11 protein-coding genes are annotated in these 17626 nt (G+C 68.4%); 4 read left to right on the forward strand and 7 right to left on the reverse strand.

Annotated elements, in window-relative coordinates; genetic code table 11:
• Positions 1-87: 87 nt before the first annotated feature.
• Positions 88-1026, reverse strand: a complete 939-nt coding sequence (gene coaA / locus ACFVAE_RS06970; protein ID WP_378889576.1) for a type I pantothenate kinase — start codon at positions 1024-1026, stop codon at positions 88-90.
• An 88-nt stretch (positions 1027-1114) separates the two neighbouring features.
• Here coaA and lepB point away from each other — a divergent pair, with 88 nt between their 5' ends.
• Complete coding sequence (gene lepB / locus ACFVAE_RS06975; RefSeq protein WP_378889579.1) at positions 1115-1831, forward strand: signal peptidase I; 717 nt, start codon at positions 1115-1117, stop codon at positions 1829-1831.
• 11 nt (positions 1832-1842) lie between these two features.
• Here the strand turns inward: lepB and ACFVAE_RS06980 are convergent, their stop codons facing one another.
• Positions 1843-2835: a MauE/DoxX family redox-associated membrane protein gene (locus tag ACFVAE_RS06980; RefSeq protein WP_378889581.1), complete on the reverse strand. Its 993-nt coding sequence runs from the start codon at positions 2833-2835 to the stop codon at positions 1843-1845.
• 272 nt (positions 2836-3107) lie between these two features.
• Here ACFVAE_RS06980 and ACFVAE_RS06985 point away from each other — a divergent pair, with 272 nt between their 5' ends.
• From ACFVAE_RS06985 to ACFVAE_RS06995, 3 genes are all read left to right on the forward strand, one after another.
• On the forward strand, positions 3108-4697 hold the full coding sequence (locus ACFVAE_RS06985) for a sugar transferase (RefSeq protein WP_378889584.1): 1590 nt from the start codon (positions 3108-3110) through the stop codon (positions 4695-4697).
• Positions 4698-4841: 144 nt separating this feature from the next.
• A complete protein-coding gene (locus ACFVAE_RS06990) occupies positions 4842-6029 on the forward strand; it encodes a DUF1972 domain-containing protein (RefSeq protein ID WP_378889587.1) in 1188 nt (395 codons plus the stop codon).
• Between the two features lie 22 nt (positions 6030-6051).
• Entirely contained in the window at positions 6052-7230 is a 1179-nt protein-coding gene (locus ACFVAE_RS06995) for a glycosyltransferase (protein ID WP_378889590.1), read from the forward strand.
• Here ACFVAE_RS06995 and ACFVAE_RS07000 read toward each other — a convergent pair.
• The 5 genes from ACFVAE_RS07000 to ACFVAE_RS07020 form a co-directional block, all read right to left on the reverse strand.
• Positions 7223-9010, reverse strand: a complete 1788-nt coding sequence (locus tag ACFVAE_RS07000) for a right-handed parallel beta-helix repeat-containing protein (RefSeq protein WP_378889593.1) — start codon at positions 9008-9010, stop codon at positions 7223-7225. The two genes, ACFVAE_RS06995 and ACFVAE_RS07000, sit on opposite strands and share 8 nt — an antisense overlap.
• A gap of 160 nt (positions 9011-9170) precedes the next feature.
• Positions 9171-14261, reverse strand: a complete 5091-nt coding sequence (locus ACFVAE_RS07005) for a PKD domain-containing protein (protein ID WP_378889595.1) — start codon at positions 14259-14261, stop codon at positions 9171-9173.
• A 113-nt stretch (positions 14262-14374) separates the two neighbouring features.
• On the reverse strand, positions 14375-15010 hold the full coding sequence (locus ACFVAE_RS07010; RefSeq protein ID WP_378889597.1) for a hypothetical protein: 636 nt from the start codon (positions 15008-15010) through the stop codon (positions 14375-14377).
• Positions 15011-15057: 47 nt separating this feature from the next.
• Positions 15058-16320, reverse strand: a complete 1263-nt coding sequence (locus ACFVAE_RS07015) for an O-antigen ligase family protein (RefSeq protein WP_378889600.1) — start codon at positions 16318-16320, stop codon at positions 15058-15060.
• A complete protein-coding gene (locus ACFVAE_RS07020; protein ID WP_378889603.1) occupies positions 16304-17581 on the reverse strand; it encodes a YveK family protein in 1278 nt (425 codons plus the stop codon). Before ACFVAE_RS07020 ends, ACFVAE_RS07015 begins: the two co-directional genes overlap by 17 nt.
• Positions 17582-17626: the final 45 nt, after the last annotated feature.

The raw sequence follows: 17626 nt of genomic DNA on the forward strand, positions 1-17626 counted from the left end.
CCTTCGTCTCGTCGCTGCGCTCCTCGCTCAGGATCCGCGGAGCGAGACGAAGGGCGGTCAGGGACCGAAGCAGGATGCCGGAGGTCGTCAGACCTTCCGCAGCTGCACCGACTCCACCGCGTGGTCTGCGCCCTTGCGCAGCACGAGGGTGGCGCGATGCCTGGTGGGGAGCACGTTCTCGAGCAGGTTGGGCATGTTGATCTCGTTCCAGTACCCCATCGCGGTGGTCACCGCCTCGTCGTCGGTGAGGTGCGCGAACACGTTGAAGTACGACGACGGGTTGGTGAACGCGCCCTTGCGCAGCGCGAGGAACCGGTCGACGTACCACTGCGCGATGTGCGCGGGATCGGCGTCGACGTAGATGGAGAAGTCGAACAGGTCGCTGACGGCGACGTCGTTGGGTGCGGGCGGCGGCTGCAGCACGTTCAGCCCCTCGACGATCACGACATCGGGCCGGCGCACCACGACCGTGGCGTCCGGGATGATGTCGTACCGCATGTGCGAGTAGAAGGGGGCGCGCACCTCGGCCGCGCCGCTCTTGACCTCCGTGAGGAACGACAGCAGCGCGCGGCGGTCGTAGGACTCCGGGAAGCCCTTGCGATCCATCAGCCCGCGCCGCTCGAGCTCGGCGTTCGGATAGAGGAATCCGTCGGTGGTGACGAGCTCGACGCGCGGAGTGCCCGGCCAGCGGCTCATCAGCTCGCGCAGCAGACGGGCGATCGTCGACTTGCCGACGGCCACGGAGCCGGCGACGCCGACGACGAAGGGCGTGGTCGAGTCGGGTTCCTGCAGGAACGCGCTGGTCGCGGCGCCGAGTCCCTTCGACGAGGTCGCGTACAGGCTGAGCAGCCGGCTCAGCGGCAGATACACCTCGCGGACCTCGGTGAGGTCGAGCCGGTCGCCGATGCCGCGGAGCTCGACGACCTCGGTCTCGGTGAGCGGCTGGTCGAGTCCGGCCGCGAGCCGCGACCACTCCGCACGATCGATCGCGCGGTACGGAGACAGCGGCTGTGTCGGGGCGTTCACGGGTTACATGGTATCCGCGCGGCGACGGGGGACGCGTTCCGGGACCGGGATGCCGGATGCCGCGGATGTGCGGCTCTAGGCTGTTCCCATGTCAGAGGATGCCGCCAGCACGACGCCGCGTCCGCTCTGGCGACGCATCACCGGGAGCACCTGGTTCCACCTGATCGCGGCGTTCATCGTGGTCGGTGCTCTGCTGTCGTTCGTCGCGAAGCCGTACTGGGTGCCGTCCGGGTCGATGGAGCAGACGCTGCAGGTCGGCGACCGCGTGCTGGTGAACCGGCTCGCCTACGTCGGCGACGCGCATCCCGGCGACGGCGACATCATCGTGTTCGACGCCGACGAGACCTGGGGAGCACATGCCTCCGCCGACGAGAACCCGATCAAGGGCGCACTGCGCTGGCTCGGCGAGGTCAGCGGGTTCGGACCGTCCGGAGAGCACACGCTGATCAAGCGCGTGATCGCCGGCCCAGGGCAGACCGTGTCGTGCTGCACTGCCGACGGACGGATGCTGGTCGACGGCGAGCCGATCGACGAGCACTACATCTTCGAGGACTTCCCGTTCGAGGCGGGGACGCTGGACTGCGACACCACGCCGATGTCGATGCGCTGCCTGCCGGAGGTCACGGTGCCGAAGGGCTCGTACCTCGTGCTCGGCGATCACCGGTCGAATTCGGCCGACGGTGCGTTTGCGTGCCGGGGGCAGAAGGACCCCGATCCCGGCTGCTGGCGCTGGGCGCATGACGACGACGTCGTGGGTCGCGCCGTCGTGATCCTGTTCCCGTTCGACCGCTGGACGGGTCTCTGAGTTCCAGCCGCTCAGGCGGGCGGGCGCTCGCCGTGCAGGCTCTCGTAGATGTCGGCGATGAACTCCGTGATCGCCTCCGTTCCGGTCACGGGTCCGCCCGCGAGCATCCCGTCGGCGCCGAGCAGCACGGCACTGGGCGTGACCGTGAGGCCGAGCGAGTCCTGCGCGTAGCGCTCCGGATCGTGCAGCGACATGGGCTCTTCGAACTCTGTTGCGGCTGAGAACTCGGGCGCTTCCCGCAGCAGCAGCCGCACCGACACCTCCGGCAGCAACTCGCGCCAGGCGGGCGTCTGCGCAATGACGTCGGTGCACGACCCGCATCCGGGGCGCACCGCGAGCAGCAGCAGCGCCCGCTCCATGCTGAGGGTGCGCAGATTGATCTGCTCACCGTCAGAGCGGACGAGCGGCACCGCGGGGGTCAGCGAGCGGATGTAGTCGAGCTCCTCGTCATCGTCCCCGGCCGCGGGTCCGGCTGGTGCGGCCCCTGTGTCCGGAGCAGGCCACATCGTCAGCGCGACGGTCACGGCCGCCGCGAGCATCCCGACCGCCCACGGCCAGTCGCCTCCGCCGAGCGCGGCAGCCGGCCCACCCAGCAGCGGGTTCGCCCAGGTGGTGGCGACTGCGACAAGCGAGATCAACACGTACCAGCCGTTGCGCACCACGGTCATCCGGGTGACGCGGCTGCGAACGCCGAAGCACGCGCAGGAGGCGTCGGCGCCGGCCAACAGGGTCCGCGCGACGACCACGAGGTACCCGATCATGAGCCCCAGTGCGGCGAGGGCGACAAGCATGCCAGGAACACCGCCGAGCACGATCAGTGCGAGGCCGAGGACGAGCTCGCCCCATGGCTGCAGCCGCAACAGCCAAGCGCGACGGAGCACTGCCGGCACTCCCAACTCCGCCCAGGAGGACAGATCGTCGGGATGGCGGAGCTTGGCAGCCCCGCTCGCGATCAGCACTGCCGCGACGAGCACGGCGGGGACGATACTGAGCGGGCCTGGCACCCTCCCACCCTAGGTCGGATGACTCGCCGAGGATTCTACTTTCCTCCTGGCGCGCGATGGACTAGAGTCGGCAATGTTCGCACCGTTGTCTGCGAGCCAAGCCGTGTGGGAACGGCGACGGTACTTCGTGATGTGGGATCACGTTGGCAGGCAGCACCGAGGGGTCGGTGGTGTGCGGCGAACCGCGTGTCGCTTTGCGCGCGGCTGGGGAACTACTGGGGAATGAAGATGCGCTGGAACATGCGTGTCGTGCTGGGTCGGGGAGCCCGGGCATGACTTCCGTCGAAGACGCCGTGAGCGTCGCTCAGGTCGGATCCGTTCACATGAGGCTGGCTGCGTCGCCGAGCCTGCGTGTGTCCGTTCCGACCATCTCTCTGCCGGAAACGACTGCGGCGTCTGCCGACGCCCTTCCTGTCGTACAGGCATCCGTCGCTCCGCGCGCTTCAGCGACGCTGGAGCACCGGCTGATGTGGGAGCGACGTTATCGACGACGGCTCGGGCTGACCGATGCCGTCGTTCTCGTCACCGCATCCAGCGCAACCGCCATCAGCAGCATGCTCACCGGCGGTTCCGTCGCCGGCGTCCTCCTCCTGAGCATGTTGCTGATGGCGACCTGGTTCGCTCTGCTGAGCGGACTGCACACGCGTCAGGCGGCGCTGTTCCGCACCAGCATCTCCGAGTACCGCGGTGTCGTGCACGCCACCGGACTCGCCTTCGGATTCATGGCGATCGTCGCGGTGGGGCTGCGACTGCCCGACATGCAGACGACGATGCTCGTCGCATTGCCGGGCGGGCTGTTCGCCCTGCTGATCACACGCTGGTCATGGCGGCGCTGGCTGACCGGCCAGCGGAGCCTCGGCCGACTCGCCTCTCGCACCCTGGTGGTCGGCAACCGTGTCGACGTGGAGTATGTGCTTGACCGGCTCAGCCCGATCGAGCAGTCGGGCTACCTCGTGCTCGGTGCGACCCTGCTCGACGGCAACGCCACCGAACTCGAGGTGCATGGCACACGGTTCCCTGTGCTCGGCAACGTGAACACCGTGTCGGATGTCGCCGCGCAGCTCGGCGCCGACACCATAGTCGTGGCGAGTCGCCCCGACGGCGATCCCGACTTCATCAAGCGGCTCAGCTGGCAGCTCGAGGGCACCGCCGCGCAACTGGTGCTGTCGAACCCGCTGACCGATGTCGTCGGCCCTCGGATGACGTTCTCGCCCATAGACGGCCTGCCGCTGATCCAGGTGGAGATGCCGTCCTATGAGGGTGGCCGGCACGTGCTCAAGCGCGCCCTCGACATCGTGGTCGCGACAGCCGCGTTGATCCCGATCGCGCTGATCACCCCGTTCCTCGGGCTGCTGATCAAGCTCGACAACCACGGTCCGGTGTTCTTCTTCCAGGAGCGCGTCGGGCGGGACGGCCGCACGTTCAAGATGGTCAAATTCCGCTCGATGCGCACGGATGCCGAAGCGCAGCTCGCCGCGCTGAAGGAGCAGAACGAAGGCGCCGGCGTGCTGTTCAAGATGAAGGACGATCCTCGAGTCACCCGCGTCGGCAGGGTTCTGCGCAAGCTGTCGCTGGACGAACTGCCGCAGTTCTGGAACGTGCTCACCGGAGACATGAGTGTCGTCGGACCGCGCCCTCCGCTGCGCAGCGAGGTGGATGCATACGAGCAGATCGTGCACCGCCGCCTGTACCTCAAGCCCGGCATCACGGGTCTCTGGCAGGTGTCCGGCCGCAGCGACCTGTCGTGGGATGAGAGTGTGCGCCTCGACCTGCGCTACATCGAGAACTGGTCGGTTCTGGGCGATCTGCAGATCATGTGGCGCACGGCCAAAGTCATGATCCAGCCGAGCGGCGCGTACTGATGCGCCGACTCGACGGGGACGGCGGCCCCTGAGACCGGATCCGCGGCCACGCCCCTCCCTCGCCGGGCCCCTCCCCCCAGTAGCCCGGCGAAAGTGTGGCCGCGGGTCCCTTTCCCCGACACCGAGCAAAGGCATACTGAGTTGATGGATGAGGGTAACGTGCTCACGATCGCCATGGTCGGCACGCGGGGTGTTCCGGCGGCGTACGGCGGGTTCGAGACCGCGATCGAAGAAGTCGGTCGTCGGCTCGTGGAACGTGGACATCGCGTCATCGTGTACACCCGCGGGTCGGAGCAGTCCGACCGCACCTATCTGGGCATGCAGATCGTCCACCTTCCCGCCATGCCGGTGAAGCAGCTGGAGACCCTCAGTCACACCGGGCTGTCCGCGATGCACCTGGTCGGCCATCGCAAGCCCGATGCGGCCTTCGTGTTCAATGCGGCGAACTCACCTTTCGTGCCCGTGCTGAGGATGCGCGGCGTCCCCGTCGGGCTGCACATGGACGGGCTGGAGTGGCGCCGCTCGAAGTGGGGGCCGCGCGGTCGCGCGTACTACCGCTGGGCCGAGCAGCTCGGCGTGCGCACGGCAGACGCACTCATCGCCGATGCGCCCGGCATCGCGGACTACTACCGGCATCAGTTCGATGTCCCGACTGAGCTGATCCGCTACGGCGCGCCGATCCTGACGTCATCCCCGGGGCGTGATCTGCCGGGCGACGACGTCTCTCCTGGCGGTTTCCACGTGGTCGTCGCCCGCTTCGAGCCGGAGAACCACGTGCTCGAGATCGTCGAGGGCTATCACCGCAGCTCCGCAGCCAAGCCCCTCCTCGTCGTGGGCTCCGCGCCGTACAGCGCGGAGTACACCCAGCGCATCGAGCAGATCGCGGCGTCGGATCCGCGCATCCGTCTGCTCGGCGGGGTGTACGACCAAGAGCTGCTGGACACGCTCTATGCCGACGCGTACACCTACGCGCACGGACACTCCGTCGGCGGCACCAATCCCTCCCTGCTGCGCGCCATGGGAGCGGGAACCGCCGTGATCGCGTACGACGTGGACTTCAACCGCGAGGTGCTCGGCGGACGGGGATGGTTCTTCGGGTCTCCGGAGGAAGCGGCAGCGGCCTTCGAGTCGGCCGAGTCCGCCCCCGAGCAGGTGTCGTCTCTGTCCCTCGCGGTGCAGGAGCGCGCCCAGGAGCGGTTCCGCTGGGACGACGTCGCGACCGCCTACGAGGATCTCGCGCGTCGACTCTCGGAAGGATCGACCATTCATCCGTCCGCGCGCTCGGCCCGCCGCCGTGACGAGGAGTGGGCACCAGTGGGGTCCGCTTCATGAACGTCTGCCCGCGGGTGCGGTCATGAGCGGACGGCGAGAGCGCACCGGCACTGTGCTGGTCGCCAACCCGTCGGCAGACCTCTACGGCTCCGACCGGATGATCGTCGAGGCGATCAGAAGCCTCGTCGCCGTGGATCGCCGGGTGGTGTTCACCAGCTCCGTCGACGGTCCGCTCCTCCCGCTGGTGAGCGCGGCGGGCGCAGAGACGCGAGTGCTGCCGGTGCCCATCGTGCGCAGAAGCATGCTCACGCCCCGCGGCCTGGTGGCGACGATCGCGACGATCGCCCGCTCCTGGCCACGGATGCGGCGGCTGATCCGCGAAGTGGACCCCGATGTCGTGATCGGGAACACCCTCACCATCCCGTTCTGGACCCTCGCGGCACGCGTGCGCCGACGCCCGGCCCTCGTCTACGTGCACGAAGCAGAGGCGGGTCTTCCGTGGGCGGCTCGCACGATGCTGACCGCCCCGCTCGGTGCGGCGACGGGCGCCGTCTTCAACTCGAAGACGAGCCGGGATGTCTGCCGTCCCCGGGGCCTGTCCCGACGCGGCCGGGTGCGGGTGGTGCCGAACGGCGTGACAGGCCCCGACGAGGTCGCACCGCCACGGCAGCGGATCGATGGCCCGTTCCGCCTGCTCTACGTCGGCCGACTCTCACCCCGGAAGGGCGTCGATCTGGTGCTCCGCGCGGTCGCCCTGCTGCGCGACCACGGGGTGGACGTCGCCGCCGACGTGGTCGGGGACGTCTTCCCCGGTTATGAGTGGTACGAAGAAGAGCTGCGGACCCTGGCGCACGATCTGGACATCGCGGATCAGATCCGGTTCCAGGGCTTCCAGCCGGTCGTCTGGGATGCGATCAGCGCTGCGGACGCCGTGATCGTGCCCTCCCGCGCCGACGAGTCGTTCGGCAACGTCGTCGTCGAGGCCCTGCGCTGCTCCCGCCCTGTCGTGCTCGCCGACCACAGCGGCCTGCACGAAGCCGGCGAAGGCTTCTCGGCGGTCATCCGCGTGCCGGTCGACGACGCCCCTGCCATCGCGGAGGCCGTCCGACGCCTCATGGACGAATGGCCTGCCTACGCTGCTGCGGCACGCACCGATGCAGCACAGGCGGCAGAGCGCTTCGGCGTCGAGCACTACCGTTCCCGATTCGTCGCCGCCGTCGATGAGTTGAGCGATTCCCCGCGCGGGGCGCAAATCACTTGAAGGTGGCGCCGACCCTCGCCTTCGCGCCCAGCGCCGCGACGGCGGCGGATGGCGTCACGGGCTTGAGAAGGAGTCCGGGGAGGATACGACCGCTCGCATCTGTGACGGCTCGGCCGTCGACGGCCACGGCGGACTTCTCCTGACCGGTCCCCGCGATGAACGCCTTGACCGACGTGTAGACCGCAGGATTGACGTTCACCGAGCCCCGCGACCACACGTAGACCCAGGCGGGCGAGGTGGAGGAGGTGCGCTGCACCAGGTTTCCGTTGGTCGAGATCTTCATCTGCGCGGCGGTGAACCGCACCGAGTAGTCCTCGACGCAGTACGTGCAGTTGCCCGAGGACGCCGCGATGACGTTGTTCCCCACCGTCACTCCGCTCACGAGCCACGGCATGGTCGGGTCGGGGAACGGGCGGCGCTTGTCATGACCGGGCACGGCCGGGTCGTCGGCGCGGCGGGAGTCCTGCACGATGTTGAGCGTGCGGTTCCCTCCCACGATCGTGTTGTTCCAGATCTGCACGCTGCCGGTGTTGTTGACCTTGACGCCATTGCCCTTGTTGTTGAGCACGACGTTGTCGATGACGTCAGCTCGCTGGGACAGCTCCAAGAACACCCCGGTCCCGGTGTTGGCCACCACGTCGTTGCGAAGGATGTCGATGTCATAGACCGACTCGTCCACCCAGATGCCGGGGCCGTTGTTGCGCAGGAAGGCGGAGTCGGTCACGGAGAACACCCGGGATTTCGTGATCTTCAGGCCACCGGAGACGGGGGCGTTGTTGAAGCCCTCAGTGTTGTTCTGCACCACGAGCAGACCGCTCACGCGCAGATTGTCGGCGTAGTTGGCGCTCACTCCGAGCATCCCGTTGCGCGCGACGGTCAGCTTCGTCAGCTTCGCGTTGGCCGCACCGACGAAGATTCCCGTGGTCGCGGAGTCGTAGATCGCGACGTTCTCGAAAGTCGCGTTCGGGGCCTCGATCGTCACGGCGCCCATCATCCAGACTGAGGTCGCGTACTTGCGGATGCCGATGCCGCGGACGGTGACACCGTCACCACGCAACGACATCGCCTTCGTCAGGACAGCGGCACGGACTTCCTTGCCCACGGGAGTCGATCCGATGTAGAGCCGCTTCGCCGCCTTGTCGGCGAAGAACGTCCCCGCCTTCACCTGCGCGAGGCTCGCCACCTCCTGCAGCGGCACGCCGTCGATCCACACCTGCTCGGGATGGGCCGCCATCGGTTTCGCGGGGTTGACCCACTGCCATCCCGCACTCGTGCCGTCCGGGGCGCCCTTGGTGTCGGTGGGGGACGAATCGAAGTTGTAGTTCCATCCCGGTGCATACCAAACGGTCCCGGACGAGTACCACTGCGTCAGCGGCTTGGAGCCGTCAAGCCAGACCGCCTCGCCGGGATATGACTGGATCGTCAGTCTCTTGCCCGTCGGGACCGTGAGCGACTCGTTGTATGTCCCGCCGCGCAGCACGATCGTGCTGCCGGAGGGGGCCTTGCCGATCGCGTCCTGCACACTCGCGTACGGCGCGGTGGCCGAGCCGGTGCCGGCAGCCGATCCGCGCGAGCTGTCGACGTGGATCGCTCCGGCCGGCACGGCGTATCGGGCGGTGCCGACCGGCGCCGAGCCCTGTGGCGCGCGAGCGCCGCTTGTGCTCCAGGCCGGCATCGGAGCCGGAACGGCGGTCGCCGCTGAAGCGGCGGGGGCTGCAGTGAGGCAGAAAGCGGCCATGATCGCGAGCGTGAAGCTGCTCGCCAGTGCTTTGAGACGCATAGGAACGGGATCCTTGCTGCCGCGGGTGGCGGGGCCACCCTTCCTGAGAACCAGCTGGGGGTCTGGTGGGTGTCACCATACCCCAAGCGACCTCAGGTTCCTAGGCTCGGCAAGGATCCCGTGCCTCAGAGCACGACGTACGTCACATGAGTCACTTCCCTCACTGCGGACCGCCGGCGCTCGGGCCGGCCCACAGGTTGTCGAAACGGGTCACGAACGGCAGGTTCGTCGCGGCTCCGCCGAGGTACACGCCCAGGCCGATGTCGCCTGCGGCCTGCATCGCGGCAGTGGCGTCCGTGGTCGACGCCGTCCATGCCGTCGGAGGGGTCGTGCCTGCCTTCCAGGCCTTGACTCGCAGCGTGGTCGGCGACGTGCCCGTTGCCTCGGCGCGCACGTGCACGGCATCGCCTGCGGCGAGGGTGATCGTGGTGATCACGTTGGACAGCACTGTGTCATCTCGCATCAGCTGCACGGTCACCACGCCGGAGGGAGCGACGATCAGCCGCGCGATGTACTCCCCCGTGCCGACTCGCCGCACGTGCACCGTGCTGTACGAACTGCCGCCGACCGGCAGCGCCGGAAGAGCCACATCGACCTCGACCGCCGTGTCCGTGGACGACACGCTCGGCAGATACGCGAACCGCTGCGAACCGCCGGCCGGCTGCACGAACTCCGCCGCCGAACCGTTCACCCTGTAGTTCGCCGCACTCTGCTTCAACGACCACGCCCCACCGAGGTCCGCAGACCCCAGTCCCGACGCCACCGTCCTACCGAACGCATCCTGTGCGAATGCCACAGGGGCCGGCGGAACGACGTCGGACACCGTCACCGAACGGCTGACGGAGTCCGTGGCCCCGGCGTCGTCCGTGACGGTGAGCTTCACCGTGTAGGTCCCCGCTGCGGCGTAGGTGTGCGACGTCGTCCTGCCCGTCCCGTCGGCGCTGTTGTCGCCCCAACTCCACACATACGAGGCGATGGTGCCGTCGGTGTCAGTGGAGCCGGATGCGTCCACGGATGCCTTCAGCGCGGAGACCGTCGACGTGAACGCCGCAGTCGGCGCCTTGTTCGGCTCCGGATCCGGTGCCGGCCCGGGGGTCGCGGCCGTCGACCCTGCCCAGAGGTTGTCGAAGCGGGTCACGAACGGGACGTTCGTCGCCGTAGACCCCAGATAGACGCCCAGGCCGATGTCGCCCGCAGCCTGCAGCGCCGCCGTGGAGTCGGTGGTCGATGCGGTCCACGATGTCGGCATCGCTGCGCCGACCTTCCACGCTTTCACCCGCAGTGTGGTCGGCGAGGTGCCCACAGCCTCCGTGCGCACGCGGATCGACTGCCCCGCGGCGACCGTCCAACCGGTCACCGCGACGTTGGACAGGACCGTGTCGTTCCGCGTCAGCTGCACGGTCACGCCGCCGGAAGGCGACACCACCAGCTGCGACTTGTACTCATCGGTGCCCACGCGTCGCACGTGCACGGTCGTGTACGAGCTGGCACCGACCGGCAGCGCCGGAAGAGCCACATCGACCTCGACCGCCGTGTCCGTGGACGACACGCTCGGCAGATACGCGAACCGCTGCGAACCGCCGGCCGGCTGCACGAACTCCGCCGCCGAACCGTTCACCCTGTAGTTCGCGGCACTCTGCTTCAACGACCACGCCCCACCGAGGTCCGCAGACCCCAGTCCCGACGCCACCGTCCTACCGAACGCATCCCGCGCATAGGTGGCGACGACGGGCGGGTCGGTCGCTGTGACGTCCTGGGTCAGCACACTCGTTGCCCCGTCGTTGTCTGTCACGGTCAGCTTCACCGAGTACGTGCCGGCAGCGGCATACGTGTGCGATGCGATCTTCCCCGTGCCCGTCGCACCGTCGCCCCACTCCCAGGCGTACGAAGCGATGGTGCCGTCAGTATCGAGAGATCCCGATGCGTCGGCGCTGATCTTCAGATCGGTCGGCGTCGTCGCGAAGGCGGCAGTCGGCGCGACGTTCGCGACGGCGGTCACCGGGGTCGAGCTCGTTCGACTTCCGCCGTCGTTGTCGGTGACCGTGAGAGTGACCGTGTAGTCCCCCGCGGCGGCGAACACGTGGTTCGCCGTCTTGCCCGACCCGTCAGGAGTCCCGTCGCCCCAGTTCCAGGCGTAGGACGCGATCGTCCCGTCGGTGTCAGCCGATGCCGAGGCGTCGACCGACAGCGCCAGCTTCGCGACCGACGAGGTGAACGACGCCGTCGGCAGGACGTTCGGCGCCTTGCCGGTCGTCCCGAGCGAGTAGTGCAGCGCGACGTCGTCGGCCGTGATCGGCACTGAGTAGACTGCGGCCTCGTCGACCGCGCCGGCGAAGGCGTTGCCACCGGGCCCCCAAGTGACGTCACCGCCGATGTGCCAGTAACCCGTGTAGGACTGGGCGCCGGTGGTCGTGTTCGCCCCGGCCTGTACGCCGTCGACGTAGAGCCGCATTCCTGCCGGTCCCTGCGTCGCGACGACCTGGTGCCACTTGCCGTCGTTGTAGCTCGCCGTCGTGGTGAGCTTCACCTGTGAGCCCGGGTATGTGCCGTAGACGAGCTGGCCGGTGTTGGTCATGTACACATGACGATCAGTGCTTCCCGAGTTCGTGGTCGAGCTGCTCGAACCGAACCCGATGATCTTGCCGCCGGCGGTGGAGGTCGTGTTGAACCAGGCCTCCAGCGAGTAGGTCTTCGGGTCGACGAACGACTTCTCGCTGATCAACTGTCCCCCGGTGAACCTCACCCCTGGGTTGCTGACTCCGAACAGGGGTCCTGCGACACCCTTGGTGTTGCCGTTCAGGTAGCGTCCGCGCTGGTTGTTCCCCGAGTAGTCGGTCGCGAAGCTGCCCGTCGTCTCGTCCATCCGCCAGTACAGGTCGGGGTGCAGGCCGAAGACGGCGGCGCCGTAGGCGTCGGCGGGGCTGACCGCCACCGGCGCGGTGCGTCCGGACGCCGTGTAGTGCGCGGCGATGCTCTGCGGCGAGAGCGCGGAGTCGTACACGGCGACGTCCTCGAGGTAGCCCCTGAAGTAGGTGTTGCCCGCCCAGGTGCGGTCGCCGCCCACGCGCCAGTACCCGTAGTAGTACTGACCGCTGTAGACGTCGGACCGCTGTGCGACGCGCGCACCGTCGACGTACAGGCTCATCCCGCTGCCGCTCAAGGTCGCCACCACATAGTGCCACTGCGCGTCGTTGTACGTGCCCGAAGAAGTGATCGTCTGCGTGGATCCGGGATAGGCGCCGAAGGTGATGCGACCGTTCGTCTCCATGTAGATGTGGCGGTCGTAGCTCGAAGACAGTCCGGTCTTGGCGTCGCCGAATCCGACCATCTTGCCGCCGGGGCCGCCGTTGGTGTCGGTACGGACCCATGCCTCGATCGTGAACTCCTGAGGCGCCACGATCTTCTCGGAGGATGCTCCGTATGCGTTGCTGCCGTTGAAGCGTGTGCTCGTCTTCCCCGACTCGCCGCTGACGGCGCCGGACTGGTTCCGTGTGTAACTCCCGTTGAGCGTCAGATCCGATCCGCCCGCCCAGTCGTAGGCGGTCGCACCGGATGCCTCGCCGAGCGGCCAGTAGTTCCGCGGCGAGTCCTTCAGCACGGCGGTGCGGTAGGCGCTGCCGGCCAAGGTGCCCGAAGCCGTCGCGGTGACAGTGCCGCTCATCGCGGCGTGCCCCTGCTGATCAGTGGCCCGCACCCTGTACGAGTACGACGTTCCTGCCACCACGGTGGCGTCCACCCAGGCGAACGCAGGCACCGCCCAATCGGCCTTCTTCGAACGCAGCGAGTCGAAAGTCTTCACGACGGCGCCATCGCGGAGCACCTCATACTTCAGGTACTCGCTGTCGCGGTCCCAGTTGGACGGCCAGGAGATCCGGAGAGCCCCGCCGGCGACGCCCGCCGCGGTGGGCATCCATTCGGCGTTCCACATCTGCGGGCCCTGCTGGTTCGTGGACTTCGACGGAATCGCGAACCGCACGAGGCCCTGTTGACCCTTGTCGTTGACGCGCGTGAACTCGCCGCCGTAAACGACGTACTCCGAATTGCCGTTGACGGTCCAGGGCCCCTGGTACGCACCGCTGACAGTGCCGGTGTTCATAGCCGGGAACCAGTGCAGCAGCTTCGGCTGCGGGTTGCCGGCGAACTCCGCATATCCGTTGTTCAGGCCGGGAGGGGTGATCCGCTGCACGTCCTTGCTCACGGCCAGCGCCCGGTAGAAGTTCCAGTCCGGGTCGCTCTGCGGGAAGCCGTCCACGAGGCTGCCGCAGTAGTGGGAGTGCCCGGCCTGGTAGAGCGCGTCGCCGAAGGGCTGCACGTCGTACGTGTCGCCGTGGCAGTCGTTCACCCACACCAGATCGCCGGACGCCCAATCGGTGCGGAAGCTCCCCTCGAGGTTGCCCCCGTCACCGAAGACGTAGCCGGAGCCGTAGAGGGACTGGCCGTCGCTCTTCAGCGAGAGGATGGCGGAGTCGTTGCCCGCGTCCCGGACGACACCGTTCGTGCCGAAGGGAAGCAGCGCTCCGGTCTGGGCATCGACCATGCCGAGCCCGTAGCCGGGGTTGGCGCTGCCGTTGAGCGTCGGGAAGCCGCCGCCCAGGACGACCTTGCTCTGGTCGGGCGACACCAGGACGACCTTGCCCTGCCTGTCGCCGAGCACCGGAGCCCATGGCATCAGCGCTCCGGCCTTGGTCAGCGCCGCAGCGCCCTCGCGGTCCTGCCCGGAGACCCTCCAGAACGAGCCCGTGATGTACACCGTCGAGTTCGTCGCGTCGACACCGGAAGCGGACCCGCTGACGTTCGGATCGAAGTCGGACAACGCGCCGCTGGGCAGATCGAACGCCGCGACCCGGTTGCGGGTCTGCCCGTTGACGCTCGTGAAGTCGCCCACGATGTAGAGACGCGTGCCGTCGGGGGATGCCGCGACCTGACGCACCTGGGCGTTGATCGTGGGCGCGAACGACGTGATCAGCTCACCGGTCGTCAGGTTGTACGCGAGCATGTTCGAGCGAGGCGTCTCGTTCGTGCCGGCGGCAGCGCCGGCCGGCCGAGCCGAGCTGAACTGCCCGACCGCATAGACGACGTTCCCGACGATCTCCTGGTCCCAGACGATGCCGTTGATCTGAACCGTGGGCAGGGCGTCGGCGGTGACCGTCGACGCCTCCCCGTCCGGTGGGCTCACGTCGGCCCGTGCGGGCTCCCCGACGATGAGGAGGGTCGCGATCATGGTGACCACCGCCACCAGTGCCAACCCCACAGAGACACTGCGCCGCCGCGCAGATACGACGAAATCGCCCATCAGCATTCCCCAGCTACTCAGACGTGCGACGCTTCCCAGGGCGTCTCACGCATCTCCCCTATGCCGTCGTTTTACGGGCGTGGCCCCACGAACACGACGTCGGGACCCGACGGCAACAGGTCGACAGTAACACGCACATCCCCTGTCACCGCAAGAGGTACTGCGAAGAAATACACGGCAGTCGCTTTCGCCCCTGGCTTGATCTGAGCGGGCCAGTTGACCGCCTTGTCGTCTGTGAGGACCACAGCGGGCGTACGATCGTCGCCGCCGTACGTCAGCGTGACCCCCGAGTTGCCCGTGTCGATGGGCTTGTCGGAGTCGTTGACGAGCTGGACCGCGACCTTGACGGCGGGCCCCGACTTCTCACCCGGGATGTCTCGGCCGGCTGTCACAGCCTCGATCGACGCGAGCGTCACGAAGGCTCCCGGCTTCGGTTGAGCCGTCTCCGTGGGCGACACCTCGATGGGCGCAGCGGTCTTCTCGACCGGGGTGGTGGCGCCCGCCGTCGGCGTCGGAAAGACCGAGGGAGTGGCAGGCGCCGGGGTTCCGGCAGCAGTGGGAGGCGCCGAGGGTCCCGCCGCCGTCGGGCCGTTCGCCCCTGCGATGACGGCCCAGACGATCCCGCCGGCCACGAGCACCACGACGACGACGATCACGGCGATCAGCCACCCGCGTCGGGGGACGTCGTCGTCAATTGAATCGGGCACCGCGCCACCTCGTCTCGTGCCGCGCAGGGTGCGCGATGCCGAAAATCCTACGCCAGTGCAGCGGCGCGGGAGCGATGGGTGAGCAGAGTGGCGACGGTGAGGAAGACGACGAACGGCATCGCGCTGTCAACCAGACCGCTCTCGGTGAGCGAGCCGACGAGGATGAGCGTGAGCAGGGGCAGCAGCACGCCTCTGCGCTCCCGGGACAGCAGCGCGTTCAGCACGCACCACACCAGCAGCGCGGCCGTGATCACGAACCCGATGATCCCGCCCTGTGCGAGAAGCGACACCCAACTGCTGTCGAGCACCTGAACCGGGACCCACTTGTCGTCGACGGCGACCTCCTTGACCGAGAGACCGACGCCGATCCACTTCTCCCAGGAGGTCCATGCCCACGCGAGCACCGGTCTCCAGGCGTTGAACCTCGAGTCCAGGGTGCCCGTCGCCTCGGTCGCGCCGCCGCGCGAGGCGAGACTCTCGAAGACGTCGGTGAACGCCGCGATGGCGTACGAGACCGGCAGGGCCACCAGCAGGGCGATCACCACGCCGCGCCCGAGTCTGCCGTTCGACAGCAGGGCGACGACTGCGGCCAGCGCGACCGCGAGCAGCGCCGTCCGCGACCCGGAGGCGACGACGATGACGAGCAGGACCGCCACCACCGCCAACGCCCACAGCCGCACGCCTCTGCGCAGCACGAGCACGATGCCGCCGATCAGCGGCACCGCCGAGAGCGACGCCAGCTCGTTGGGATGGATCTCGGGCATCCCGCCGCCGAGGCGACCTTCGCTGAGGAGCGTCCCGACTCCGGTCGCTGCGGCGACCATCGCAACGACGGCCATCGCCGAGAGCAGGCAGAAGACGGCGTGCGCCCAGGGCACCGAGGTGAGGAGCAGAAGCACGGTGAGCATCACGATGAACATGCGGATGATCAGCACCGCTGTAGCCGCGGCGTTGCCCGCGACGACGGAGCCGAGCAGCGAGACCAGAAGCACCAGGGAGATGACGAACGCCGGACCGACTCCGATCGGCACGTGCACGCGCGTACGCAGCCAGAGCAGCACCGCGCCGGCGAGGGTGAGGACGGAGATCGCGGCCTTGACCAGGACGATGGGGTCGACTCCACCGGTGTAGATCGCGTCCTTGCGCCAGGGCACGACGGCGATGATCAGCAGTAGGCAGAGGAACCCGACGACGACGAGACGGTCGCGGCTCGGCGACCGGGCGTCGCCGTGGCGATGCGGTCGCGTGCCCGCCTCGGCGATCCCGCCGGCGATCACCGGCGGGATCGAGGAATCATCGAGACTGCGCATCGCCCTGCGCCGCGGTGACATAGCGATCCGACGCCGTCCAGGACTCCGCGACCGCGTCGTTCGCACCGCTGCGCGTGCCGGTCATGAGCACGCCGAGAGGGCGGATACCCATCACCTGCATCCGCATGCTGACGGCGATCAGCTCGGTCACCGTGGTCTCGCCGGCCCGCGTGCCGATGACGATCGGGATGCCGTGGGCGGCGAGGCCCGCCAGCGTCCCGGTCATGCCCGGATCCAGAATGGCGACCGCGATGTCGGCGGCCGCATCGTACCCGTCGAGCCGTGTCAGGACGTCGGCGAGCGGGACGGTCCCGCCCTTCCGCCCGGCCCTTGGCGCGTCGGCGTCCGGCGGCGAAGCACTCGCCCGTGCCGCGGCCCGCAGGTCCACGATCTGCGCGCGCCGCCCCAGCTCCGCGTATGCCTGGACCAGACCCGCCACGGCCTGCACCTCGAGCGCGTGCGGCGAGGTGGGAACGACGACGATCGCCCGGTGATCGGCACCGGCGAGGGCCACCACGTTGCTGACGGTCTCGGCGTAGGCCGCGCTCTGGACCTCGCGGCTGCGCTTTCCGTTGGGACTGAGCCGAGATCGACGAGGGACACGGCCGACGACCGGCAGGCCGCACGCCTTACGCACATCGGAGATCGTGTGCAGGTGGCGGTTGGTCGTCGTGCGGTAGACCGCCACGATGGCGCCGACGGCGAGGCCGAGGATCAGTCCGAGACCCACGATCGGCAGCGTCTGCGGGGAGACCGGGGATGCGGGCTGAGTGGCGGGCAGCACCTGCTGCATCGTGACGGTGTACCGCGAATCACCCGGCGTGTTCTCGGTCGACTCGATCAGCGCGGAGGTGTGCTTCGCCGCCGAATTGGCCATGTCGGCCGACATCTTCGCCGTGGGCGCCTGTGCCGTGACGACCAGGAGCACGGTGTCCGTGGTGTTCTCCGCGGACAGCATCTTCATGATGTCGCGGTCGCTGTACTCCGCCGGGTCGAGACCGAGGTCGGCGCGGACGCCGTCCACGACCTCGGGGCTGTCCACCAGTGGCGGATAGGACTTGATCCGCGCCTGACTGAACTGATTGCGTTCGAACAGGGATGCCTGATCGGACTCCACCTGCAGGATCAGCGTCGACGATGCGGCATAGGTGCGCTGCATCGGCACGGTGATGCCGTACGCGATCGCGGCGCCCACGATCGCCGCGAGAAGGATGATCGCCCATCCCTCTCGCAGAATCCGGCCGTACGGAACGTCCTCCAAGAGCCCCTCCCCCTGTCCGGCACCACGTGTCACGCGGTGCTGACT

This window comes from Microbacterium sp. NPDC057659 (genome assembly GCF_042799915.1).
In the GTDB taxonomy this organism is placed as follows: Bacteria; Actinomycetota; Actinomycetes; order Actinomycetales; family Microbacteriaceae; genus Microbacterium.

Excerpts from the sequence above, each read along its gene's own strand:
- lepB (WP_378889579.1), top strand. The coding sequence starts at position 1,115 with ATGTCAGAGGATGCCGCCAGCACGACGCCGCGTCCGCTCTGGCGACGC.
- ACFVAE_RS06995 (WP_378889590.1), top strand. The coding sequence starts at position 6,052 with ATGAGCGGACGGCGAGAGCGCACCGGCACTGTGCTGGTCGCCAACCCG.
- ACFVAE_RS06985 (WP_378889584.1), top strand. The coding sequence starts at position 3,108 with ATGACTTCCGTCGAAGACGCCGTGAGCGTCGCTCAGGTCGGATCCGTT.
- ACFVAE_RS07015 (WP_378889600.1), bottom strand. The coding sequence starts at position 16,320 with ATGCGCAGTCTCGATGATTCCTCGATCCCGCCGGTGATCGCCGGCGGG.
- ACFVAE_RS07000 (WP_378889593.1), bottom strand. The coding sequence starts at position 9,010 with ATGCGTCTCAAAGCACTGGCGAGCAGCTTCACGCTCGCGATCATGGCC.
- ACFVAE_RS06990 (WP_378889587.1), top strand. The coding sequence starts at position 4,842 with ATGGATGAGGGTAACGTGCTCACGATCGCCATGGTCGGCACGCGGGGT.